General features: G+C 42.1%; 22 protein-coding genes, 9 tRNA genes and 2 pseudogenes. 27 read left to right on the top strand and 6 right to left on the bottom strand.

The genetic code is table 11. The features are described 5' to 3' along the window. Nucleotides 1-266: 266 nt before the first annotated feature. The 10 genes from QZ998_RS02200 to aroD all read left to right on the top strand — a co-directional run bounded on the left by QZ998_RS02200 (nt 267) and on the right by aroD (nt 4302). Nucleotides 267-342, top strand: a tRNA-Thr gene (locus QZ998_RS02200). A gap of 32 nt (nt 343-374) precedes the next feature. After that, nucleotides 375-459 (top strand) — tRNA-Tyr (locus QZ998_RS02195). A gap of 180 nt (nt 460-639) precedes the next feature. Then, nucleotides 640-715: transfer RNA gene (locus QZ998_RS02190), tRNA-Lys, on the top strand. Between the two features lie 197 nt (nt 716-912). Next, nucleotides 913-987 (top strand) — tRNA-Gly (locus tag QZ998_RS02185). A 195-nt stretch (nt 988-1182) separates the two neighbouring features. Then, nucleotides 1183-1878 carry a TrkA C-terminal domain-containing protein gene (locus tag QZ998_RS02180; protein ID WP_296557637.1) on the top strand — a complete coding sequence of 232 codons (696 nt, stop codon included), beginning with the start codon at nt 1183-1185 and terminating at the stop codon, nt 1876-1878. Nucleotides 1879-1993: 115 nt separating this feature from the next. Continuing rightward, nucleotides 1994-2078 (top strand) — tRNA-Leu (locus QZ998_RS02175). 9 nt (nt 2079-2087) lie between these two features. Continuing rightward, nucleotides 2088-2162: transfer RNA gene (locus QZ998_RS02170), tRNA-Gly, on the top strand. A gap of 65 nt (nt 2163-2227) precedes the next feature. After that, nucleotides 2228-2304 (top strand) — tRNA-Arg (locus QZ998_RS02165). 165 nt (nt 2305-2469) lie between these two features. Further along, the gene (locus tag QZ998_RS02160) at nt 2470-3477 is read left to right on the top strand and encodes a nucleoid-associated protein (RefSeq protein ID WP_296557635.1); all 1008 of its coding nucleotides are present in this window, start codon (nt 2470-2472) and stop codon (nt 3475-3477) included. Between the two features lie 66 nt (nt 3478-3543). Continuing rightward, nucleotides 3544-4302, top strand: a complete 759-nt coding sequence (gene aroD / locus QZ998_RS02155) for a type I 3-dehydroquinate dehydratase (RefSeq protein ID WP_296557634.1) — start codon at nt 3544-3546, stop codon at nt 4300-4302. A 3-nt stretch (nt 4303-4305) separates the two neighbouring features. On the opposite strand, the gene QZ998_RS02150 is transcribed toward aroD, so the two are convergent. Continuing rightward, nucleotides 4306-5013: a uracil-DNA glycosylase gene (locus tag QZ998_RS02150; RefSeq protein ID WP_296557631.1), complete on the bottom strand. Its 708-nt coding sequence runs from the start codon at nt 5011-5013 to the stop codon at nt 4306-4308. A 163-nt stretch (nt 5014-5176) separates the two neighbouring features. Here QZ998_RS02150 and ispE point away from each other — a divergent pair, with 163 nt between their 5' ends. Both ispE and QZ998_RS02140 read left to right on the top strand, forming a co-directional pair. Continuing rightward, entirely contained in the window at nt 5177-6055 is an 879-nt protein-coding gene (gene ispE / locus QZ998_RS02145; protein WP_296557629.1) for a 4-(cytidine 5'-diphospho)-2-C-methyl-D-erythritol kinase, read from the top strand. After that, entirely contained in the window at nt 6042-6728 is a 687-nt protein-coding gene (locus QZ998_RS02140; RefSeq protein WP_296557627.1) for a GntR family transcriptional regulator, read from the top strand. The genes ispE and QZ998_RS02140 overlap by 14 nt, the downstream gene beginning before the upstream one ends. A 97-nt stretch (nt 6729-6825) precedes the next feature. Here QZ998_RS02140 and lspA read toward each other — a convergent pair whose 3' ends face one another. Beyond that, nucleotides 6826-7305 carry a signal peptidase II gene (gene lspA / locus QZ998_RS02135; RefSeq protein ID WP_296557625.1) on the bottom strand — a complete coding sequence of 160 codons (480 nt, stop codon included), beginning with the start codon at nt 7303-7305 and terminating at the stop codon, nt 6826-6828. Between the two features lie 192 nt (nt 7306-7497). Here lspA and QZ998_RS02130 point away from each other — a divergent pair, with 192 nt between their 5' ends. From QZ998_RS02130 to QZ998_RS02080, 11 genes are all read left to right on the top strand, one after another. Next, entirely contained in the window at nt 7498-8718 is a 1221-nt protein-coding gene (locus QZ998_RS02130; RefSeq protein WP_296557624.1) for an AI-2E family transporter, read from the top strand. A gap of 61 nt (nt 8719-8779) precedes the next feature. Further along, complete coding sequence (gene tyrS, locus QZ998_RS02125; protein WP_296557622.1) at nt 8780-10006, top strand: tyrosine--tRNA ligase; 1227 nt, start codon at nt 8780-8782, stop codon at nt 10004-10006. 11 nt (nt 10007-10017) lie between these two features. Beyond that, nucleotides 10018-11253: a histidine--tRNA ligase gene (gene hisS / locus QZ998_RS02120; RefSeq protein WP_296557620.1), complete on the top strand. Its 1236-nt coding sequence runs from the start codon at nt 10018-10020 to the stop codon at nt 11251-11253. A 175-nt stretch (nt 11254-11428) separates the two neighbouring features. Then, a complete protein-coding gene (locus QZ998_RS02115; protein WP_296557619.1) occupies nt 11429-12622 on the top strand; it encodes a class I SAM-dependent RNA methyltransferase in 1194 nt (397 codons plus the stop codon). A gap of 190 nt (nt 12623-12812) precedes the next feature. Further along, complete coding sequence (gene rlmB / locus QZ998_RS02110) at nt 12813-13868, top strand: 23S rRNA (guanosine(2251)-2'-O)-methyltransferase RlmB (protein ID WP_366512373.1); 1056 nt, start codon at nt 12813-12815, stop codon at nt 13866-13868. Next, complete coding sequence (locus QZ998_RS02105) at nt 13865-14377, top strand: NYN domain-containing protein (RefSeq protein WP_296557617.1); 513 nt, start codon at nt 13865-13867, stop codon at nt 14375-14377. Before rlmB ends, QZ998_RS02105 begins: the two co-directional genes overlap by 4 nt. A gap of 12 nt (nt 14378-14389) precedes the next feature. Further along, nucleotides 14390-14998, top strand: coding sequence for a sigma-70 family RNA polymerase sigma factor (locus tag QZ998_RS02100; RefSeq protein WP_296557614.1), 609 nt, complete (start codon nt 14390-14392; stop codon nt 14996-14998). Between the two features lie 63 nt (nt 14999-15061). Beyond that, nucleotides 15062-15146 (top strand) — tRNA-Tyr (locus QZ998_RS02095). Nucleotides 15147-15157: 11 nt separating this feature from the next. Then, a tRNA-Thr gene (locus QZ998_RS02090) sits at nt 15158-15233 on the top strand. Nucleotides 15234-15302: 69 nt separating this feature from the next. Next, on the top strand, nt 15303-16496 hold the full coding sequence (gene tuf / locus QZ998_RS02085; protein WP_296557613.1) for an elongation factor Tu: 1194 nt from the start codon (nt 15303-15305) through the stop codon (nt 16494-16496). A 229-nt stretch (nt 16497-16725) separates the two neighbouring features. Then, entirely contained in the window at nt 16726-16983 is a 258-nt protein-coding gene (locus QZ998_RS02080) for a hypothetical protein (protein ID WP_296557612.1), read from the top strand. A gap of 69 nt (nt 16984-17052) precedes the next feature. Here the strand turns inward: QZ998_RS02080 and QZ998_RS02075 are convergent, their stop codons facing one another. After that, entirely contained in the window at nt 17053-17709 is a 657-nt protein-coding gene (locus tag QZ998_RS02075) for a TetR/AcrR family transcriptional regulator (protein WP_296557611.1), read from the bottom strand. A 282-nt stretch (nt 17710-17991) separates the two neighbouring features. On the opposite strand from QZ998_RS02075, the gene QZ998_RS02070 reads away from it, so the two are divergent. Then, entirely contained in the window at nt 17992-19386 is a 1395-nt protein-coding gene (locus tag QZ998_RS02070; protein WP_296557610.1) for an MFS transporter, read from the top strand. Between the two features lie 331 nt (nt 19387-19717). On the opposite strand, the pseudogene QZ998_RS02065 reads toward QZ998_RS02070, so the two are convergent. After that, nucleotides 19718-19867, bottom strand: a pseudogene (locus QZ998_RS02065) (cobalamin-binding protein); the annotation flags it as partial. Between the two features lie 195 nt (nt 19868-20062). Between QZ998_RS02065 and QZ998_RS02060 the strand changes: the two are divergent. The 3 genes from QZ998_RS02060 to QZ998_RS02050 are packed head-to-tail and all read left to right on the top strand — an operon-like array spanning nt 20063 to nt 23665. Then, the gene (locus QZ998_RS02060) at nt 20063-21979 is read left to right on the top strand and encodes a serine hydrolase domain-containing protein (protein ID WP_296557609.1); all 1917 of its coding nucleotides are present in this window, start codon (nt 20063-20065) and stop codon (nt 21977-21979) included. Nucleotides 21980-22033: 54 nt separating this feature from the next. Then, on the top strand, nt 22034-22705 hold the full coding sequence (locus tag QZ998_RS02055) for a response regulator transcription factor (protein WP_296557608.1): 672 nt from the start codon (nt 22034-22036) through the stop codon (nt 22703-22705). Next, nucleotides 22706-23665, top strand: coding sequence for a HAMP domain-containing sensor histidine kinase (locus tag QZ998_RS02050; protein WP_296557606.1), 960 nt, complete (start codon nt 22706-22708; stop codon nt 23663-23665). Between the two features lie 168 nt (nt 23666-23833). Here QZ998_RS02050 and QZ998_RS02045 read toward each other — a convergent pair whose 3' ends face one another. Together QZ998_RS02045 and QZ998_RS02040 are read right to left on the bottom strand one after the other, a co-directional pair. Beyond that, on the bottom strand, nt 23834-24460 hold the full coding sequence (locus tag QZ998_RS02045; protein ID WP_296557603.1) for a corrinoid protein: 627 nt from the start codon (nt 24458-24460) through the stop codon (nt 23834-23836). 123 nt (nt 24461-24583) lie between these two features. Then, nucleotides 24584-24777, bottom strand: a pseudogene (locus QZ998_RS02040) (methyltetrahydrofolate cobalamin methyltransferase); the annotation flags it as partial.

Genomic DNA, 24777 nt, shown 5'->3' with positions numbered 1-24777 from the left:
GAACGCAGTGAGTGAACATTTTTGTGTGAATCGCTTATGCAATTATTGACATTTTGCTTCCTTAAATTATAATAAAGCAAAATGAGAGATAATTGTAATCCAATCAATGTGTCAAACAATTATCTTAAAGCTGATGTGGCTCAATTGGCATAAGCAGAGAACCAAAAATGCACGACCGTAGGAAGTGAACATTTTTGCGTGAATCGCTTAGTTATTCTGTACAAGCCTAGAACAACAAAAGTTAATGTGTCAAACTTTTTTATTAAGCTGATGTGGCTCAATTGGCAGAGCAGCTGATTTGTAATCAGCAGGTTAACGGTTCGAGTCCGTTCATCAGCTCCATTTTTATGTCAAAAATTATTTGAATATTATGTGGGAGAATGCCCGAGTGGCTAAAGGGGGCGGACTGTAAATCCGTTGACAACGTCTACGATGGTTCGAATCCATCTTCTCCCACCATTAGCTTTGAAGCTTGAGCCTGATTTCATTTATGAAATGTGTCGGAAGTTGAGCGGTAGCGAAACGACGTGCGAAGGCAAACGCATTTTTAGTAAAAACTCATCCAATCAGGATGAGAAGAGTTTTTATTAAAAATACGAACCCTAACATAATTCATACGAAACATAACTTATACAATACGACCCATTAGCTCAGTTGGTAGAGCATCTGACTTTTAATCAGGGTGTCGGGCGTTCGAGTCGCCCATGGGTCACCAAATTTAAAATATAACCGCAGATGATGCGGTTTTTTGCTGCTTAGTTACGATAGTGTTAATATAAGAATTATTAATATAAAAAATCTAGAAAAGAAGATCATGGAGTTGCCGAAGCATGAATTAGTATTAATTAAAAAAAACGTATCTAAAAACTAACGCTTGCAGAGTGCAAGAAAAATTGTTATAATACAAATGATGCGGAAGTGGCTCAGTGGTAGAGCACTGGCTTCCCAAGCCGGGGGTCGCGGGTTCGAATCCCGTCTTCCGCTCCATTAAATAGTTGAGATATTGATAACACAAGTGTAAAGCTGCAGAATGCGACGCACTTTTTTTTTATTTATTTTCCTGAGAACACGCTTTTTTAAACAACCAAAATGGAGTCAAGATACAGTATCGTGTATAGTATAGAGTAGAAAAGCCCAACCGACTATAGGTTAGGATGCAAGGGCTAGCAAAAAAGGAGCAAAATGAGTTTTAATTTATCGCTTGTCAGTTTTTTTGTCCTAATCATCGCTTACTTTATCGTAGTCGAGATATTTACTGTGCTTTTCCGACTCACTGGATTACGGGAGGATAAGGCCCGTTTCCAGGCGGTCTCCTGCATGACTAACAGCGGTTTCACCACCAGAGAGAGTGAATTGATCCTTAATTCGACGGTAAGGCGCAACTTGGTGCGGGTGATGATGCTATTTGGCTATCTTTTTGCTGTGTCAGGGGTTTCGCTTTTAGTCAATCTGTTTATTCGCTCTTCCAGCGATCAGATCAATTGGATGACAATTCTCTATTCGCTCATTTTTCTGGTTGTAATTTTGGTGATAACCCGTAGCAAATGGATTATACGAAAATTTGACGAACTGGTAGAACGGCTGGCTAAAAATAAAAAGAAGGGTGCTTTCTGTAACAATGTCCGAGTTTTAGAGATGTTTCATGACAAACTCATTGCCGAGGTTTTTGTAACTTGCATCCCCCCGGAAATCAAGGATAAAACCTTACTTGAGACAAATTTTCGGCACACCTATAAATTGAATGTTTTATTAATCAAGCGGGGTGATGTGATTATAAATCACGTTATTTCGACAGATCAGATTAAACAGGGAGATCGGGTTTTAATCTATGGATCCAAGAGTCATATTATAGAGCTTTTCAAAGATAGTATTGAATAAGTCGCAAAGTTAAAAAAAATTAAAAAAAACAGAAAAAAAGTTATCGAACGACTTGACAAATTACATCTATTTTGTTATTATAATCAGGCACGTTACAGATAGTAACATTGCCTTAGCGGATGTGGCGGAATTGGCAGACGCGCTAGACTTAGGATCTAGTATCGAATGATGTATGGGTTCAAGTCCCTTCATCCGCACCATTTAAATAAGCGGAAGTGGCTCAGTGGTAGAGCATCGCCTTGCCAAGGCGAGGGTCGCGAGTTCAAATCTCGTCTTCCGCTCCAAAATTTAATAAATCTGAATCGGTTTGGTTATTATCGCAGATCATTCTTTTTTAATCTACTTATGTGCGCCCATAGCTCAATTGGATAGAGTGCCTGGCTTCGAACCAGTAGGTTGGGGGTTCGAGCCCCTCTGGGCGTACCATAAACGTGCTTAAACAGTCATTCGTGGCTGTTTTTTTCTTACCAAAAATTTATTATAACCAATTTGTAACCAGCTGGTGGTAAATCGGCTTGAATATCGAAATCATAGATAGCACAGATCCATAAACGCATAAAATACTTTGACCAAAACAGAATAGGAAATCAAATGAAATCAGAAATCACCATTAACAAAGCAATCCTGCACGTATTGGACACCAACGCCAGCATCCCAGTGTTATCGGACATGCTTCTTAACATGACTGTATCAGTGAAAGAATATGTCGAGAAACATGTCGAAAGATCAGTAAAAGATCCTGAAAACAAACGGACAGTTTTTCGCCCGGGTAGCCCTTTTAAAGATCGGATTATTGATTATAAGAATAATCCGCATGAATTGGTTCGGATCAGTTCGGAAATATCTCAGTTATTTTTTGATTATATGCAAGACAACATTGAAATACCATCCGCTGATCTGGTCTTTGTGGATTTTAATATCGAACATGAAACGTATCTCGGCGTATTTAAGTTTAATTATAAACAGGGTTATATCCACTATGTCAATACCGACAAGGGTCTGACCAATGATATCCTGGTTCAGCCCTGTGTACTGCCAACGGAAAGTCAAAAATTGGATGAATTTATTCTTTTTAATCTGGCGAGTGATGCGGTTCTGATCAAAGAAAAAAAATATTCAATCAATAACGAGAAGGATTATTATATTTCCAATCAATTAATTTTCTGTGAGCCGGCAATTTCTGAAAAAGCGGCCTTTGACATTATCGATAAAACAGTCAAAGAAGTGATAGCCAGGGAATATGGTGGTGATTATCAAAAACTCAATACTGCCAAAACAGTGCTGGCAGATGATTATCAGACCGAAAGCGAAATTGATGTGGACAATCTGGCTAAGGTGGTTTTTGATGGAGATTTGACCATTCAGGAGGGTTTTAAGGAGTACCTGGAAGAAAAAGGTCTCTATGAGAAGAAGATTCCGGTCACTGCGAATATTGAAAAGAAAATATTTGCCAAACAAAAGTTTGTTACTGATACGGGCATTGAAATCAGTATTCCCATGGATCAGCTAAAGCGAAATGATATTATTGAGTTTAAAAATAATCCAGATGGGACCATCTCGGTAGAAATTAAGAATATTGGAATTTTAAACCAGAAATAAGTGGCTTGCCAATCGCCGTGAGGCGTATTTGCGACAATGAATCATCAATTCGGAAGGAACAGTTTTGTGAATATAAAAAAAGTGCATAAATTAATAAAAAAAAACACCTTTAGCGCATGTATTCCATTGATCAGCAACAGTCGCGATGAATTATTATCCGATGTTGAAATGGGGGTGGCTAACGGCTGCGATTTTCTGGAATGGCGGCGGGATCATTTTATGCCGGGAGTAACACTTACAACTGGCGAAGAAATCGAGCTGTTAAAGGAAATTAAAACAAGAATGCCTAATCAAGGGCTTATTTACACCTATCGCAGCCACCGGGAAGGCGGCGTTTTTGAAACCCCGGATGCGATCCGGCTAATCGCCGTGCTTGCCGCAATAAAAAGTAATCGGGTCGATTATGTGGACGTCGAACTGGCTAGTGAGCCTGCTTTTCTAGAACCGATTAAAGGTGCTTTAAAGACCGCTGAAACGCAGTGGCTGGTATCCCATCATAATTTTGAAAAAACGCTGGCTACGGCGGAAATGGCCGCTGTTTTTAGTGCTATGGAGGATGCTGGCGGGGATGTGCTTAAACTTGCGGTGATGCCTCATTCAATGGATGACGTTCGCCATTTAATCCAGACAACCCTCGCTTATAATGAAAAATCCGAAAAGCCGATGATTGCCATTGCGATGGGATCATTGGGGGCAATAACCAGAATAGCGCCTGATCTGTGCGGCGGTTCCCTGACTTATGCGGCGGGAGCCGGTAAAACAGCCCCAGGTCAGCTCAGTCTTGAAGAAATCGTCGATCTCAGAAAAAGAATGGCTCTGATATAATTATCAGAGCCATTCTTTTTCGCTTATAGCCGCATCGATGTTTTTAACACACCAGTCAATCGGCTCAATCGCTCGGGCTTTCAGCAACGCGTTGGTTCTTGAAAAAGGTCGGCTGCCGAAAAAACCGCGGTGGGCAGACAAGGGGCTGGGATGGGGAGAGGTGATGATGGGATGCCGGGGATTAGTAATCAGGGCTTTTTTATTTTGGGCATCGCGACCCCAGAAAATAAAAATAACCGGCTCTTGGCGGGTGTTTAATAGCTCAATGATGCGGCTGGTAAAAATCTCCCAACCCACATTGCGATGAGAACCAGCCTCACCGCCGCGGACGGTCAGAACGGCATTGAGAAGTAGCACGCCTTGCTCGGCCCAGGTGGTTAAACAGCCATGGTTAGGAATCGGGCAGCCCAAATCGGCTGCTAGTTCTTTATAGATATTAAGCAGCGAAGGGGGGATCGCAACCCCGGGTTTGACCGAAAAAGCCAGTCCATGGGCCTGTCCCGACCCATGGTAGGGATCCTGGCCGATAATACAAACCTTAGTCTGTGACAGTGGTGTCAAGTGAAAGGCATTGAAAATATCTTCCATCGGTGGATAAACTACCCGGCTTTGATATTCTTTAATCAAAAAATGGCGCAGTTTTTGGTAGTATCCGGATTTGAGTTCCTGTTGAATGAGGTTCTCCCAATCGTTGTCAAAATGAATCGGCATGGTCTAGTCTCCTATGGATTAGTTTTATAGTGTGTACAAGCGCTTGATGTCTAGATTATACACCATAAAAACGGATTGTAACCATGATTTTTTATTTCCAAAAAAGTGCGATTATGCTATAATGGATAAAGTATACAATATTATGAGTACAATGTGAGGGAATATGAACAGGGTTATCTTAGAAGCCAGAGCAAAAGTAAATCTATCTTTAGATGTCATCGGGATTCGGGAAGATGGTTATCATGAAATGAAAATGATTAACCATTCCATTGAACTGGCTGATGTCCTGACCTTTGAATCCCGGGATCAGGGGATTGTGCTGACCTCCAATGAGGAGACGATGCCTTTAGATGAGCGTAATCTGGTAATTAAGGCGGCTCGAAAGCTGCAAGAACAGTTTGCTATTAAACAAGGGGTTAAGATTCATCTCGAAAAAAAAATCCCAGCTCAGGCAGGTCTGGCTGGTGGCAGTAGCGATGCTGCGGCAACTTTAAAAGGGCTGAATACCCTTTGGCAATTGGGGCTTTCGCAGGCCGAGCTTTTGGCAATTGGGGTTACCATTGGGGCGGATGTGCCTTATTGCTTGTTTGGCGGTACCGCTCTGGTGGAAGGAATCGGGGAAAAAATAACGCCCCTAAAAAATTTACAAAAGATGGCGATTCTGGTAGTGAAACCGGATATCGATATCGCCACCCCCTGGGCCTTTAAAAAACTGGACAATTCAATCATAAAAAAACATCCTGATATTGATGCGATTATGGCGATGTTGGAAGATTGTAATTACGATCAATTGAAAGAGGCGGTAGGAAATGTTTTTGAAACGATAGCCTTTGCGGATTATCCGGAAATAGCAGCCATCAAAAAAGAGATGTTGGCTCAGGGAGCACTGATGTCTGTCATGAGCGGCAGTGGATCGACAGTCATTGGGTATTACCGGGATCAGGAAATGGCAATAAAAGCCTGGCAACACTATAAAGAAAAATTTACCCTGTGTTTTTTAAGTAAAACAGAGGAAAGCGGAGGTGAAGATGATGTGGAGTGAAAAAAAAGGTTTGAGCCTTGATATAAGTTCATGCAAGCCGCTGCGGGAAATCGTTTTTGAAACGATTCGTTGTGCCATTATTACGGGTGAACTTCAGCCGGGGCAACGTTTAATGGAGGTTCAACTGGCTGAACAAATGGGTGTTAGCAGAACCCCAGTAAGAGAATCGATCAGAAAACTTGAACTGGAAGGTCTGGTAAAAATGGTGCCCAGAAAGGGCGTTTATGTGACACCGATGTCGGTGAATGACCTTAAAGAGATGATGGAAATCCGCCGGGCGCTCGAAGGTCTGGCCGCCGAGCTGGCCGCCATGAATGCCACCAAGGACGTGATTTCCAGGCTTTATCAAGCCAATGAGTTATTTGGGGAGTCGGCTTTGCATAATGATGAAGAGGGGATCATTAAACATGATATGCATATCCACGAGACAATTTATATCGCATCGAAAAATGTCAAACTGCAAACCATGATTAATAGCCTGAGGGAACAGATGCAGCGGTTTCGGGCGGAGTATGTGCATCGGATTGAAGATAAAACGCCGCTGGTGAATCAGCATATGGAAATTATTCGGCAAATTGAAAAGGGTGAGTGTAAAAAAGCCAATCTGGCTGCCTGTGACCATATTTGTACGACTGGCGACAGTATGCTCAGCTTGCTGGAAAAAACAGAGTAAGGAACAAAAAAATAGACAAAAAAAGCTTCCGTGAAAAAACAATGGTGTGTTCTTTTCAGGGAAGCGTTTTGGTTAGAGGGGACTTCATTAAATGGACTTAATCCAGCGAACCAAAGTCATTGTTCTCTAAAAAATTTTTATTATTGAATAAGGCCAGGACAAGAATGATGCTGCCACACACGACAAACACATCGGCGAAATTAAAAATGGCAAATTTGATCATTCGAAAATCAAGAAAATCGACCACAAAATCGAGTCGCAGACGATCCAGTAAATTACCGGCGGCGCCACCGATGATAAAGGCAAGGGAGATGTTGATGATCCGATTTTCTTTGATGTCAGGTATTTTGATTAAAAAGTAAATCAGTACCCCAAGAAAAATCAAGGTCATAATGATCAAAAATATCTGCATATTGGTGAACAGACTAAACGCCGCACCGGTGTTTTCGACATAGGTTAAATGGAAAACATTTGGGATCAGCGGCAGCGTATCAAGAGGCTTTATATGTGCAAGAACCAGATATTTTGTATACTGGTCCAGGAAAATAACGAAAAGGATAATAGCGATATAAATCATGATTACTCCTAAATAAAATAATTAGCTATAAAAATATTATGATAGTTTTCTCTAAAAGACAAGGAAAACTTTAATTCGTGGCGGTTTTATTTTAGTTTAATCATAATTTAAGAATCTGATTGAAACTGCTTTAAATATTTCGAGTAAAATGTTAAGATATAATTCGAATTAAAAACAGTATCGGAGGAGCCTTTGAAACATAAAATTGATGTCGAACTGGTAAAAAAATACAGTTACTTTTTAGTTGGTATATTGATTTTGCTTTTGATATATAAATTATTGGATAATTTTGGGGTGGTTACGGCAACCATCGGTGGATTCATAACTGGAACCTTAGAAGTTCTAAGGCCGATTTTGTTGGGCGTGGTTTTGGCATATCTTCTGTTTAAACCAATGCGCGGGATTGAAAAATTTATTTTTAAGACCATTCCCAAAAGCCAGAATAAAGCCGGAGCGATTCGCCTGATTTCGATTCTGATTGTTTATGTCATTACCATTATTTTAATCGTGTTGTTTTTTTATGCAACGATTCCATCGGTGGTAGAAAGTTTAACGGGGCTGATTTCTCAAACCCCCGAGTATCTAACCATCATCGATAATTATCTGGGGGAAAGTCTGGCTAATGGTGGAGCCGCCCAGGATATTTTGACAGAACTGAAGTTTGCCCTTGACAGTCTTCAGAGTATGACCACCAGGGATATGCTAAACCAGGTTGCATCATATTTTGGAACAAATCCGGATTCCATCAAAAACATTGGGAATTTTGCCTTCGTCTTTTTAAAAGGGACGATCGGTTTTGTTATCTCCTTCTTTATTGTGTTTTTTGTCGGCTTATACCTGATGCTAGATAAAGAAAAAGTCAGTGATCAGGTCGATCGTTTCGCCAAAGCTGTGATGAATAAAACCTTGTATAACGGTTCTCACTGGGCAATCCTGACCATCGACGAAATTTTTTACAAGTATTTTACCGGAAAAATTCTTACTTCGATGCTGATTGGATTTCTCTTTTATTTGGGACTGCTAGTAATTGGTGTGGAGTATGCCCCTTTATTTGGCGTAATTGTAGCGATCACCAATGTAATTCCCTATTTTGGTCCAATTATTGGAGCAGTCCCAGCCGTCATTATTACCTTAATTGATGAACCAATCAAGGCGCTTTGGGTAGGCATCTGGATTCTGATTGTACAGCAGTTTGACGGCAATGTTTTAGCGCCTAATGTTTTAGGGAAAATTGTCGAACTCAACCCATTTTGGGTGCTGTTCTCGGTCATTGTCGGAGGTAGCCTCTTTGGGATTTTGGGGATGTTTGTGGCGATTCCGGTATTTGCCGTGATTAAGGTTATTTTCGAAGAAGCATTAACCCGCTGGGAAGAAAAAAAAGCGCAGCTGGATTTAGAGAAGCCACTGGAATAATTTAAACAAAAAGAAAAAATGCTGGGGAAAGCCCCATTGACTTAGGAAAGGACAGAGAAGAATGAAAAGTGTATTTGACGTATTGCAGGAGCGGGGGTTTATTGAACAATGTACCCACGAAGAAGAAATTAAAAAATTATTGGTGGAGGAATCCGTTTCATTCTATATTGGTTTTGATCCGACGGCGGACAGCCTTCATATTGGACACTTTATTCAGATTATGGTGATGGCCCACATGCAACGGCATGGACATCGTCCGATTGCACTGATCGGGGGCGGAACCACGATGATCGGGGATCCGTCCGGACGAACCGATATGCGTCAGGTGATGACAGCAGAACGGATTGCAGAAAATGGTGAGAAATTTAAAAAAGTTTTTGAAAAATTTCTGACCTTTGAAGATGACAAGGCCGTGATGGTGAATAATGCCCAGTGGTTGCTACCACTTAACTATATTGAATTTTTGCGGGAAATCGGTGCCCATTTTTCAGTTAACCGGATGCTGACGGCAGATTGCTATAAATCACGATTAGAAAAAGGACTAACCTTTCTGGAATTTAATTATATGCTGCTGCAGGCTTATGATTTTTATGTCTTACATAAAGAACAGAATTGTAAGATGCAGTTTGGCGGAAATGATCAGTGGTCTAACATCATCGCTGGCGTTGAACTGGTTCGGCGTAAAGATGCTGACCAGGTCTTTGGGATGACCTTCTCCCTGCTGACCACCAGCGAAGGCACTAAGATGGGGAAAACGGCTAAGGGCGCTTTATGGTTGGATCCGGAAAAAACCTCGCCCTATGAGTTTTACCAGTACTGGCGAAACATTGCTGATGCCGATGTCGAAAAATGTCTGGCACTGCTGACCTTTATTTCGATGGATGAGGTACGTCGTTTAGGCGCACTTAAAGACGCTGAAATCAACCAGGCCAAGGAAATCCTGGCCTATACAGTTACCGAGATTATTCATGGCTCTGAAGCGGCTCAGGAAGCGCAAAATGCCGCCCGAAAACTTTTTGCCGGAGATCAGGGTGAGGCCGAGATTCCTAGTGTAGAACTGTCAAAGGCTGTGCTGGGAGCGGGCATCGATATTCTTGCCTTACTGGAAGTGGCCAAACTGATTGCCAGCCGCAGTGAGGGGCGCCGCTTAATCGAACAGGGTGGGGTTCTGCTAAATGGCGAAAAAGTAACAGATTTTAAGCTGCTGGTGACGCTGGCAGATTTTGCAGACGGAAAAATTGTTCTGAAAAAGGGCAAAAAAGCATTTAAACAAATTAATCTAGTATAGAAGGTGACCAGATGATCAGTTCAAAACCAGTAAGAGGTACCCGGGATATCTTGCCCGAGGAAGCAAAGATTCGGGATCGCCTGGAACAACAGATATTGGCAGTTTACCGCGCCCATGGCTTTAGTCGGATTGAGACCCCAGTCATGGAAAACCTGGAATTGCTTTTGGGCAGTGACGGGGGCGAGAACTTAAAGATGCTTTTTACCATTTTGAAACGGGGCGAAAAGCTTAACTTTAATCCGGAGGCCAGCGTTTTAGATCTTTGTGATATGGGCTTGCGATTCGATCTGACCTTGCCGCTGAGTCGTTTTTATTCAAATAATCAGGAAGTCCTGGAAACCCCCTTTAAGGCCATTCAGATTGGTAATGTCTTTCGGGCAGAACGACCACAGAAAGGACGATTCCGGGCATTTAAACAATGTGATATCGATATTATCGGTGATCCCACCGTTGCGGCCGAGATTGAGCTGATCGATACCACTGCCAAAGCGCTGCTGGCGATGGGATTTGCCGGCTTCACCATTAAAGTGAATCATCGCCAGCTACTCAGTGAAGTCATTATAAAAGCCGGGTTTGCGGCCGATCAGGTCGGGACAGTCTGTATTGCACTGGATAAGATGGACAAGATCGGAGCAGCTGGGGTAAGCAGTGAATTGATCGAAAAGGGTCACCAGCAGGAACAAGTCGATACGCTGATGGCCTGTGTGACGGGTATCGAACTGGACAATTTAGCCCAGTGGGTCGAAGATACCGCTGCAATTAGCGAATTAACCGAGCTGATCAATACCGTCAAAATACTCGCCAAGGATCAATTTAAAATTGTTTTTGATTTTTCGCTGATCCGTGGGATGGGCTATTATACCGGTCTGATCTTTGAAGTCAGCTATGGCCCCTATGGTTATTCGATTGCTGGCGGCGGCCGTTATGACAATATGATCGGGAAATACAACAAGGTTTCGGTACCGGCAGTTGGTTTTTCGATTGGCTTTGAGCGGATCATTACCATTCTGATGGAAGAACAAAAAGATGCCCGACAAATCGAGCCGGCAATAATTATCTTTTACGACCCGCAAACCAATAGCATGGTAGATGTTATTGGTGCAGCTGACCGCTGGCGGGACAAAGGCTACCGAGTTAATCTGGTGGCGATGAAGAAAAAATTTGGCAAACAGATTACCGCCTGGGATAAGGGACAATATCAAGGATTTCTGGTCTTCGGCCGAGATGAAGAAATAAAGAAATTTTAGAAAAATAAATTTTCATACAAAAAACCGGTGTGCGATGGTCATATCGGTTTTTTATTTTTTTTGTTGTGATGCAAATTATTAAGACTAAATTGAAATCTTATGCTATAATGTAATATTGATAGTTGAAAATAGGATCAAAAATAACGATCAAAAAATAAAGATAAAGGAAAAATGAATGCCGAAAAAAATAAATTTAATTGCCACGGTTGCTTTTGGAATCGAAAGTGTGGTAAAGGACGAAATAAAAAAACTAGGGTACGAGGTAACGGAGGTTGAGAACGGAAAAATCCGTTATGCCGGCACACTAGAAGCGATTCCCCGCTCAAACCTGTGGCTGCGCTGCGCCGATCGGGTGCTGCTCGAGATTGGCCGATTTAAGGCCGAAACCTTTGATGAATTGTTTGAGAAAACGAAGGCCTTACCCTGGGAAGACTGGATTCCCGTTGATGGAGAATTTCCGGCGGCTAAAATAACCAGCGTCAAATCAACCCTCTTTAGTAAGTCCGATGGACAGCGAATTGTCAAAAAAGCGGTGGTAGAACGACTGAAATCAAAATACCATGTCGAATGGTTTGATGAGAATGGTGGCAAGTATCCCATTCATATCCAAATTCTTAAGGACGAGGTGACCCTTTCCATCGACACCAGCGGCTCTGGTCTTAACAAGCGCGGTTACCGCCAATATGGCAATGAAGCGCCGCTCAAAGAAACCATCTCAGCAGCCCTGGTTTATCTATCGCGGTGGCGGCCGGATCGGGTTTTTCTGGATCCCCTGTGCGGATCGGGAACGATCGTCATTGAAGCGGCCTTAATTGGTAAAAATATTGCCCCAGGTCTGAAGCGGGATTTTGTTTCCGAAACCTGGGATGCCATTCCGGCTGAGCTGTGGGAACAGGCCCGACAAGAAGCCCGGGATGCCATCAACGACAAGGAATTTTTGCTGTTGGGATCTGACTGTGATGCCGATGCCTTGAAACAGGCACGAACCAATGCTGAACTGGCCGGGGTAGCAGATTTGGTTGCTTTTCAAAAATTAGCGGTCCAATCCATTTCCACCAAGAAAAAATATGGGGTGATTATCACCAACCCACCTTATGGCGAGCGGATCGGTGAAGAAAAAGAAATCCAGCGCCTGTATCGCGATATGGGCAAGGTCTTTCGAAGTCTTGAGGACTGGTCCTATTTTATTATTACGGGTTATGAAAAGTTTGAGAAATTCTTTGGCGAAGCTTCAACCAAGAACAGAAAACTGTATAATGGCGATATCAAGACCCATTATTACCAATACTATGGGCCGTTGCCACCGCGCAAACGAAAACCAGAGGAAGATGCAGAAATCACGACCAATACAACTCAGCCAAACGAATAATAGTTTTAAACTGTATTATATTTTATCAGGCGGTGATCCATGATGACCAAAGGGGCAGACCCACGCCCGGACACTGTGCAATCCCCGTTTAATTTGTAACATGCTTTAATTCAACATAATATAGCAACACCATGCCGGAATCGATTTATCAAGAAATAAATCGAAAAAAAATAAAAGAATAGGTGAAAAAATGAAACGAGTATCAAATAGTCGATCGAATAGCAGTAAGACCAGTGATAAGCCAAGAGCGAAACAAAATGATCAGGCAGCCAAAGGCAGCGAATCTAAATATTCTACAAAAGGCGACAAGAAAGCAAAAAATGCTGATGAACGGGGACCGAAGACTGGCAAAAGCAGTCATAAATATGAAGAACGTGCTACCAAGGATGACAAAAATCCCCGGAAATTTGACAATCGAGGGCCTAAAGAGGATCGCGGACCGCGTCGTTTTGACGATCGGAAATCGCCCCGCAAACATGATGGTTTTAATCGCGAAGATGATGGCATTACCGAAGAAACATTTATAATTGTCGGAAAAAACCCGGTCATGGAAGCGCTCCGTTCTGGTCAGGAAATTGACAAGCTGTTGATTTTAAAAGACAACACCGACCACGTCCTTAAAAAGATTACTGATTTGGCCAAAAAGCAAAATATCATTATTCATTCAGTCGAAAAGGCAAAACTGGAGTATCTGGCCGATGGTCAGGTTCATCAGGGCATTGTCGCACTGATGGCGCCATTCCCCTACAGTAACCTTCAGGATATCCTAAATCATGCCAAGGCCAAGGGACGAGACCCCTTTATTGTAATTTTAGATCATCTCACCGATCCCCATAATCTGGGGGCGATTATAAGGAGTGCCAATATTTGCGGTGCCGATGGAGTGATTATTCCTAATCGACGTTCGGCTTCTTTAACAGCCGTTTCGGTCAAAGCTTCATCCGGGGCAGTATCCCATACCCCGATTGTCAAGGTCACCAATCTCAGCCAGACCATTGATGAACTCAAGAAAAAAGGGTTTTGGATCATGTCTACCGATATGAAGGGCAATCCTTATTATAAAGCCGATTATAAAGGCTCGCTTGCCATTGTTATCGGTAATGAGGGCACTGGAATCAGCGAAAAAGTTAAGAAACAATGTGATTTTTCGGTATCGATTCCAATTCATGGTGAGATCGAATCCTTTAATGCATCAGCCGCCGCAGCGATTATTTTTGCAGAGGCCGCCAAGCATCGCTTTCAATGAAAACCATATTAATTGTGGATGGCTATAATGTCATCCATGGTTCAGAGGATTTAAAGCGTCTTTCAGAAATAGAGTTAGAAGAGGCGCGGATAAAGCTGATTAATGATTTAAATGGCTATAGCGGATTCAAAGGATGGGAAACCATCCTTGTTTTCGATGCCTACTTGCAGCAATCTCTGGAAAAACGCGAGGAGATGGTGGGGCGAATCAAGGTGGTTTTTACCAAGAAAAACAAAACCGCCGATAGCTATATTGAAAAACTGGTTTATAGTCTGCCAAAGGCCTACAACGTCAGGGTGGTGACGTCGGATTTTACCTTGCAACAGATGGTGATGGCCAGCGGGGCGGAACGGGTTCCAGTGCGCGAGCTGATCCAGGATATGGATGCAGTGTTGAAAAAATTTCGTGATGATAAGAAGAAAAATGGTCAAAAACAAGGGCTTAAGCTTAGTGATTTTATGGATGCGGATACTCTGGATCAATTTAACAAAATGCGCGTTAAGGAATAATGCGAGGGAAAAATGATAAAGACTGGCAAGGATCAACAATCAGAAACAGAAATTGTGAAAATAGCCCAGCAAGGTGACAAGGCTGCCGAAGAATTCTTGCTGGAGAAGTATCGAAAAAATGTGCTGATCCGGGCGCGCTCCTATTATCTGGTCGGCGGAGATAATGAAGACCTGATTCAGGAGGGGATGATCGGTTTACTAAAAGCCATTTGGAATTTTCGCCCCGACCGGGAAGCGCAGTTTTCAACCTTTGCCAATCTCTGTATTGAGCGTCAAATCCAAACCGCCATCAGTTCAGCTAACCGCCAGAAACATATGCCGCTGAATAATTCGGTGTCAATTTATGCGGCGGTATCAGAAGAAGAACCTCAGCATATCATTATTGATCGGCTGGCCGCGAAAAAAAGCGTGGAGCCGGGGGTGGAATTAATCAAAGCAGAAGAATTGGAACAATTGATGATTGATGTTAAACGGGAATTGTCCAGCTTTGAAAAAAAAGTCCTCGCCTACTATATTCAGGGAGCCTCCTATTACGAGATTTCTGGGGTTTTGGAATGCAGCAATAAATCGGTGGACAATGCCCTACAACGGATTCGGAAAAAAATTGGCAAAAAAATATAAAAAAAACAGTTGACAAAAAAGCAAAAACAAACTATTATAGAGAAGCTGAATTAATAAGCACGTGGGAGAATGCCCGAGTGGCTAAAGGGGGCGGACTGTAAATCCGTTGACAACGTCTACGATGGTTCGAATCCATCTTCTCCCACCATTTTATTATAAGCCCTCATAGCTCAGTAGGTAGAGCACCACCATGGTAAGGTGGGGGTCTCCGGTTCAAATCCGGATGAGGGCTCCATTTTTATATCATAAATTAAATTTGACATAGTAGCGAAATGATAATTTTTATATTTGTAAGGAGAATACAATGGCAAAGTCAAAATTTGAAAGAAATAAGCCCCACGTAAATGTTGGAACAATTGGTCACGTCGATCATGGTAAAACTACATTAACAGCGGCGATCACATCTGTACTGAATAAACGATTCGGAACCGGTCAAGCTGTCGCCTTCGAAAACATCGATAAAGCCCCAGAAGAAAGAGAACGTGGGATCACCATCTCAACTGCTCACGTTGAATATGAAACAGAAGCACGTCACTATGCTCACGTTGACTGCCCGGGTCATGCCGATTATGTTAAGAACATGATCACCGGTGCTGCTCAGATGGACGGTGCGATTTTAGTTGTTAGTGCTGCTGATGGTCCGATGCCACAGACGCGTGAACATATCCTGTTAAGCCGTCAGGTAGGGGTACCATATATCGTGGTATTCTTAAACAAAGTTGATATGGTTGATGACGAAGAATTATTAGAACTGGTTGAAATGGAAGTGCGTGAACTACTTGACGAATATGATTTCCCAGGTGACGATACCCCAATCATTCCCGGATCTGCCTTAAAAGGTCTTGAAGAACCAGACGGTCCATGGGGCGACAAGATTGTCGAACTGATGACTGCAGTTGATACCTGGATCCCAGATCCAGTTCGTGATACCGACAAACCATTCCTGATGCCAGTAGAAGATGTCTTCTCAATCACCGGTCGTGGAACAGTAGCAACCGGACGTATTGAACGTGGGATTGTTAAAGTTGGTGAGGAAGTTGAAATTGTTGGGATTCACGATGTACGTAAAACCGTTTGTACCGGAATCGAAATGTTCCGTAAATTACTCGACGAAGGTCGATCAGGCGACAACGTTGGCGCATTACTGCGTGGTGTTGACCGGACTCAAATCGAACGTGGTCAGGTACTGGCTAAGCCCGGTTCCATTAAACCACATACCCATTACATGTCAGAAGTATACGTCTTAACCAAAGAAGAAGGCGGACGTCATACCCCATTCTTCGACGGATACCGACCACAGTTCTACTTCAGAACAACCGATGTAACTGGTATCATCAAATTACCAGAAGGCGTAGAAATGGTAATGCCTGGCGATAACGTCCAAATGGAAATCACTTTGATCACCCCAATTGCGATCGAAGAAGGTTTACGTTTCGCGATTCGTGAAGGCGGACGTACCGTTGGTTCTGGTGTCGTAGCCAAAATTTTGGCCGATTAATTATTTTGCCAAGCAAAATAATTAAATAAAAACATAAATCACGATTTGAGCGATGCTGTTTGATCAGTTCGATAGTATCAGGTAAATACAAATAGTCGATCAATTTTTGCCGCCTCTCTAAGTAGAGGCGGTTTTTTAATTGCAAAAATGATTCGGATTAAAAACTATGTTCGAAGTTATTTAACAATTATGATACAATAAAACGATAAATTGTTTGAGGGAGAAATAAATGAAAAAATATCTTAGCGTGGCCATTGATGATATGGTTGAGTCGGTCGGAAATGACTATAATAAAGGTTTTAGAAAATGTAAAGCCGAAGAATTAGCTGAGAAAATTGAGGCGGTCTGTAACGCACATGACCAGCAAGGCTATGAGATGGTTTCAATGGTACCGATCATTCAAGGTCAACATATCGTTTTCTCCAGCGACGGCAGCTGGGCAAACAGCGTTACCGAAGGGGTGATCATTACCTTTAAAGCAAGGTAGTAAAATGCCATCAAAAAAGCAAAGGTCTATTCAGGATATTTCTGAATAGACCTTTTTTAGACCCGTAATTTAGATCAATAATTTAATTTCCGAAAAATCATGCTCGCGAAAGAAAAGCAGCGCCTCGTAGCTGACGCGATAGATCGATTTAAGCGGAATTCCCCAACAACGAGCCGTATTTGAGATAATCAGGATTGAAAAATCTTCTACCGGCATTTTTATCCGAGCTTCACAGAACGCCCGGGTGAGCTCACGACGGGCGCCAAAATCGGCGATCAGCAGAGCATCAAATTCAATTGGACGGATCCGCAGATTGTAATCTTTGACAAAATCATGATAGATGACACTCATTTTTCCGTGCAGAAATGGATAAAGCGAGTCATTTTTTGAAATCTCATAATAAAAATTATTGACGTGGGGGTCACTCAGTAGGTAATGATACCAGACCATGGTGAGATAGAAATGTTTTTCAAAAGCATTAATGGGCTTATATCCAATCAGTTTTTCTTTGAGTGAATCATTAATGGCACTGAGATAGTCATCAAAAATTCTCGCAATGAAGGTATCCTTTGTTGCAAAATGATAGGTCATCGAACCTAAGGTGGTATCAGAATGATCAGCAATTTGCTGAATCGTGGTGGCATTATAGCCCTGATGATAAAAAAGTTCTTTAGCACTCGTGTAGATACGCTCTTTGGTCAACTCACCCTTAGTCATTTTTCGCATAAATAATCTCCTTAAAAGCAATGTAGCATAGCAATTTTAGCATTAAGTGAGAGATTTAACAAGGAAAAACCGAAAAAGATTGAAATAAAAAATAAGGAACGGGTAATTTACTAAAAAAACAGTAAAAACATGATAAATTATTAATAAAAGCTTGACAAATGCGATGTAAAGGGTTACTATTTAGTAAGTCTTAGTAATATTACTGAAAGAAAAAATGACAAAGGTAAATATCCGGAAATTTTACTTTGTTCGATCATTTAAAAAATTTGAGGAGGCTCTTTTATGGAAAAAAAACCCTTAAGTTCAGGGCTTAAAAAATTCTTTGGTATTGGAGATCTTGGTTTTACTCTGATGTCGAATGTCGAAGTTTTTTATTTTGCATATTTCTTAACAAACATTGCAAAATTTGATTTGGGTACAACTGCAATAATTATGACCTTAACAAGTACAGTAGATATGGTATTGTCACCTTTTTATGGTGGATTTATTGATGCGCTTAAACCAATGAAATGGGGAAAATACAGATCGTATTTGTTGGTAATACCACCAATTGTCGTGGTTCTCTATACGATGATGTTTACAGTTATTGGCACTGGAATCGTCCCAATGATCATCATTTGTGTCGCTTTCATTACTTCACATGTGGCTTGGAACTTTTCATACGTTGCTAATATAGCACTAATTCCAACAATCTCGACAACACCAGAAGACCGAACCCAATTATCCGCCACACGTGGCGCTTATGCAAATGTTGGGAAAATTATTTTCTCCGCAATGGGTTTAGCCACTATTTTATGGGTTGGTGAATTAGTCAAAAACCCCGTATTAGGATTCACTATTTCGGCATTCGCAATGGCATGTGTTTACTGGTTAGGCTATTTCATTCACTTCAAACTGACAAGTGGATATGAAGTAACCTATGAAAATGCTGCTGCAAATGCGAATACTGCAAAAAAAGAAAAAATATCCATTGGCGATATGGCCAGATCATTGGTTCAGAACCCACATTTGTTAGTGTTACTTTTGGCAGATGTTGCACGTTGGACCGTTAACTTTGTCTGTGCCGGTTCGGCAGTATACTTCTTTACTTATGTCGCAAACGATGTTGCAATGTTTAGTGTATACTTGTTGGTTGCCAATATTATGGCAGTAATTGGTTCATATTTAAGTAAGTATATTGCAGCAAAATTGTCAACACGAACTGCGGCACTGATTGGCTGCTACGGTCTCGGGGTATTCTTAATCGGTTGTCAATTCGTTGTTGGTAATATCATGCTTGTCTTAATCGTCCTTTCATGTGCTCAATTCTTCCTAGGATTCCTTTACGCATTGATGGTTGCTTTATACGGTGATGCATCGATTTACAGTGAATGGAAAACAGGAAAAGCAGCATCAAGTTGGGTTATGGGATTATCGAATTTACCATTGAAACTGGCTATCTTCATCAAAGGTTTAATCATACCGGCAATGCTGGCTTCGGTAGGCTTCGTTGCAAAAATGGATCCGGCTACTGCCACACCGGAATTAAAAGCTGGTATTACGACTTTATTCTGTACAATCCCAGGTTGTACGGTTCTTGCCGGTGCGGTTCTGTTAACTTTTGGATACCGTCTAACCAAAGAAAAAGTGACACAATATCAGACTGAAATTAATGCCAGAAATAAAATAACAGAATAGTAAGCATAAAGAAAAGATGACATAAAAATAATTGAATAATAAATAAGAAGCCATATTCAATCAATTGATCGGCTTCTTATTTGTTTCTTTAGATGAATCGCGATACTGCCGGCTATTACAAGATGACTGATATGCCTAAAGTTGCAATCTGGCTTATAAATCGCTTTTGTGGGTCTAGCTACATTGTGGTAGCCGATTGCCGGAAAACTGGTAGGACTGGTCTAAAACAAGATATATTGGTAACAACATTTTAATCATAAAAAAAGAGAGACCTGCAGGTTTCTCTTTTTTTATGATTAAATTAAGGGGCTAGTTGATATTTGTTTAGCGACTAGGCAACTAAATCTTTAGCCTTCACCGCAGCACTACCCGCATCCGGAGCAAATCCGTCAGCACCGATTTCAGCAGCATATTCTGGTGTCACCGGTGCGCCACCAACAATAACCTTAACATCCAGGCCGCTGGCTTTGATGGTTTCTACGTTTTATTTTGTCGGTCGGAACGATTTAAGCTGGCTATAAGATAACGGCTTGACCACCGTTTGCAGGGCGTGCTTAAATTAATTATCAAATTTTGCGTCAAATTAATATTCACTTAATGTTGTCAATGAATAAGTGAAACAATACTCCGCTATGATTAATAAAAGAATCAACAAAGAATCATCGAGGAGGTTTTTATGAAGAAGGCGCAGCGGCTTTGTTTTTTTATGCTGGTCGTATTAATCGGGTGTTTTTTATGGCCAAGTTCTGCAAGTGCAATAGAAATCAATGAGAGTAGCAACAGGGTACCTTCAGGTATCGGGTATGGTGAGTTACAAGATCAGATCACGGCATTCATTAATCAGCGTAGCAGCGGTATGGCTGCTGTTTCACTAGCCGTATTTGATCATCAAAACACACTCTATGCAGTCAATCAAGGTTATGCAGATATCGATTTGGCAATCCCGGCCGATCACAATACCGTCTATGAATGGGGGTCAGTATCCAAGCTGTTGGTTTGGGTTAGTGTGATGCAGCTCGAAGAACAGGGCTTAATCGATTTAGAAGCCGATATCTGCAACTATCTGCCGGCGGGTTTTCTGACAAAGCTTTCCGATGACACACCAATCACGATGACCCACTTGATGAATCATACGGCCGGATTCCAGGAAACGACCTATGATATAGAGACGACCGAGACGGCTAAACTGGTCAGCCTGGAAAAAGCCCTGGTGCAAAGTGAGCCGCCGCAAATCTATCAACCAGGAAGTGTTTGTGCCTATTCGAACTGGGGAACAGCGCTGGCGGCTTATCTGGTTGAGAGCATCAGTGGGGAAGACTTTAAAGACTATGTCCACAATCACATTTTTGCACCACTGGAAATCCGAAATACCTCAATTGCACCGGACTATTCAGATAATTTATGGGTCAAAGAACAGCGTGAAAAGCTCAATTGCTACAGTATCTATGAAAATCAGTATCAGGATTTAGGGAAGTCAATTGCCTATATCTTATTGTATCCAAGTGGTGCTGCGACTGGAACGCTTGAGGATTTTATAACATTTGCCAAAGCCTTTGTTCCCGGTGCCGGACAGAGTCCTTTTTTTAAAGAGCAGGACACCTTAAAGCGGATGCTTGAAGCAACATCGTATTATGGCGACTCAGAGCTTAAACGCAATGCCCATGGTTTATGGTCGCTGCAGTATCAGGTGGATATTATCGGCCATAGTGGCAACACCGCTGGGTGTACCGCCTCCTTGTATTTTGATCCAATCTCTGGGGTCGGGGTTGTCGTGATGACCAATGAAGTGGCTGAGACGGCGTTTAATTATGGACTCTTATCACTGGTATTTGGTGAATATCAAAAGCAGTCAGGGGGGATTACCAAAAGCCCCGATATAGGCGGTATCTATACTTCGATGCGAAGCTATGAAAAAGGCTTCCCGCGGGTCTATAAGTATATTGGGGCACTGCTGCCACTCGTAAAAACAGCAGACCCGACGGTTTTTAAACCGGCCATCGGCCAGGGCACCCTGACCCAGATTAGTGATCAGATGTACCGGATGAACAATGAAAATGGCTGGGAATACCTCATGGTTCGCACTGAAACTGAGAACGGAAGGATCGGCTTTGAGATGATGTCCCAGGATATCAAAAAAGAGAACACGGTTACCTTTAGCCTAAAAATTATGTTATTGCTTTTGTTGGTGCTGGCCTGGTTGCTGGCGGTAATATTTTTAATGATGATGTCAATTCGATGGTTAGTTTCTAAAATACGAAAAAGCTCGACTGAGGAAAGTCAGTGTAAGCGCGCTAATCGATTTGAAATGGTGATGCTGCTGGCAATTCTAATGGCGGGGCTATTAATCTACTATCTCGTCTTGATGCCTCTCGATGGAGGAAGTGTGACCTTGAAAAGCAGTACCTGGAAATGTCTGTTGCTGGGAATTTTATCATTGCTTCCGGTTATTAATTTAGGCATAATGATAAAGCAGGGCAGAAATTTTCCGGGCGTGGCAAAAATAACCCGCAATGCCGTTATTGTTGAAACGATGGGGCTGATCATGTCGATCAATATATGGTACTGGCAGTTTTATAATTTCTGGTCATGTTAAAAACGGGTCAGCATAAAAAAAGCATTGAAAAACAAAAAAAGGTGGAGAATCGTGATGAAAAATATTTTAATAGCAGATGATGAAAAAGACATTGTGAAACTGTTGCGTTTATACCTGGAAACAGATGAGGCAACAATTTTTGAAGCCTATGATGGTGAGATGGCGATTCAGATTCTCAATAATAATGTCATTGATCTAGCCTTGCTGGATATTATGATGCCACGCATTAATGGCTTTGAACTGACAAAAAAGATCCGCAAAGAATGGCATATCCCAGTGATGATTATTTCAGCAAAGATTGAAAGTGCCGATAAAATTCTGGGCCTCGACCTTGGTGCTGACGATTATATTACGAAGCCATTTGATCCGCTGGAGGTTGCGGCCAGAGTTCGGGCCAGATTCAGAGAGAACCACGGCAGCCGCAGTTTAAGCCATGCAAAGGACAAGCTGACAGTGCGGGAGCTGATCTTGAATCCGGCTGAGTGTATCCTGTACAAGGAAAACCAGGCCATTAGTCTCACTGCGGTTGAACTCAAGCTGATGTGTTTATTGATGGCGCATCCCGGCCGGGTATTTACTAAAGAGCAGCTTTATGAAGCGGGCTGGGAAGAAGCTTACGCCGTTGATGATAATACCATTCGGGTGGCAATCAGCAAACTACGGGATAAGATTGGCGCTGAAAATATTAGCACCATCCGTGGTTTGGGTTATCGATTGGAGAAATAGATGGAACGATTAAGAAAAAGTATTACCCGCTATTTTATCATTTTTGCTTTGCTGGTATCCATTTCAGAATCACTGATCAGTGATGGGCTTGACGTGATCATGGCGGGAGTAACCGACGAAGCCGTGGCCGGATTGGTGTTGCTGCTCTGGCTTTTGGTCAGCATCTTGTGTTTCTGGCTGTTTAGCCGTGCCTATACCCTGGTCATAAATAAGAAAATCATGGCCGAAACCAATCGTCAGGTGAACGAACGTAATATCCTCTATGCTAATATTGTCCATGATCTGAAGACCCCGATGACCTCAATCCTGGGATTTTCCCAAGCGCTAAACGAAGGTAAGATCAGTGAAGAGAATAAGGCAGAGGCTTTGACGATCATTTATAACAAGACTAAAAAAGCCAATGAGCTTCTCGATTTACTGTTTGAATATACGAAACTGAGCACTGACGAGTATCGGATGCAGCTGGAAAAAATTGATATTTGCAGGTTGTTGCGCGAAGCGATTGCGATGAATTATCAGCTTTTCGAGGAAAAAGCGATCAAGCTTACAGTTGATATTCCTGAAGCGCCGATTATTCGTGAAATTGATCAGCGGGAGTTTTTAAGAGCTTTTAATAATATTCTACTTAATGGGTATCAGCATAATAAACAAGGTGCGAAAATATTAATAAAAATCATCGCAAGTGTACAAAAAATAAAGATTATTGTGGCTGATAATGGTGAGCAAATAGCACCAGAGCTTGAAGCGATGATATTTGAGCCGTTTATCTGTGCCGATGAATCCCGAAGTTCTAAGGATGGCAGCGGATTGGGGCTGGCAATCGCCAAAAAAATTGTTGAAAAACATCAGGGTAGATTATTTATCACAACAGCAGTCAATCAGCAAATGAATACTGAAAAAAATTATGATATTAATGACAACATCAACGCTTACACCAAGGCATTTGTGATTGAATTTTAGCGGGTGATCGTGATAGCAAAACCCTGGCAAAAGATGACTCGGAATATCAAAAAATATAAGCAATAAAAAAAGAAAACGTCAGACGCGTTTTCTTTTTTTTATAATCCTTTTAGTAAAATATCATATTAGGTATTTAATGGCAGTCGGCAAGGCATTTCTTAGAATTACTTAGGCAACTAATTCTTTAGCCTTCACCGCAGCACTACCCGCATCGGGAGCAAATCCGTCAGCACCGATTTCAGCGGCATATTCTGGTGTCACCGGTGCGCCACCAACAATAACCTTAACATCCAGGCCGCTGGCTTTGATGGTTTCTACGGCTTCTTTCAGGGCTGGCATGGTGGTCGTCAATAGACCAGAACAGGCTACCAGGGTAACGTTTTCGTTTTCTTTGATGGCGTTGACAAAGCCTTCGGCGGGCACATCAACACCCAGATCAACGATCGTGAAGCCGGCACTTTCGATCATCATCGAAACCAGGTTTTTACCGATATCATGCAAATCTCCGGCAACGGTTCCAATGACACAGGTTCCGAGAGAAGCGGAGTTGTCACCAGCCAATAGCGGACGTAACACATCAACGCCTTTTGACATCGCTTTAGCAGCAATTAACATTTCGGGCACAAAGATTTCGCCGGCTGAGAATTTTTCGCCAACGACGCTCATTGAATCAACCATCGCCTGCAGAATTTCGCCAGGGGCATTGCCTTCATCGAGGGCTTCCTGAACCAGTCCGGGAATCAGTTTGGTTTTACCAATTTCTACTTTTGCTTTAACTTCTTGAATTTTTGACATCTTTTTTTCTCCTATTCAGTAGTAATTTATTTGTAAATGGTAGTCAATAACCAGGCAGCTGATTGTGTGATCAGCTGACCGGATTTGTTTCTTATTAAAAGTGTGTCCGCTGAATCATAGTGACTATTTTTTCTGACCAAAGATTCCTTCGCGGTAGGCGCCGATATACTCCATGCAGTAGTCGTCTTCGCCAAGTAACGCTTCCGTGGCGAAGATGATCCCCATCAGATCGCCATTGGTGGGGTCAAGAATGGCACTATCGAGGCCGGCATTCATCGCCAAGACGGTAAAGCCCATGTTAACCATTTTACGGGCTG

Source organism: uncultured Acetobacterium sp. (assembly GCF_927416815.1).
Classification (GTDB): Bacteria; Bacillota; Clostridia; order Eubacteriales; family Eubacteriaceae; genus Acetobacterium.
Note: the sequence above shows the minus strand (reverse complement) of the source record. Positions and strands in the feature narration are given on the sequence as shown.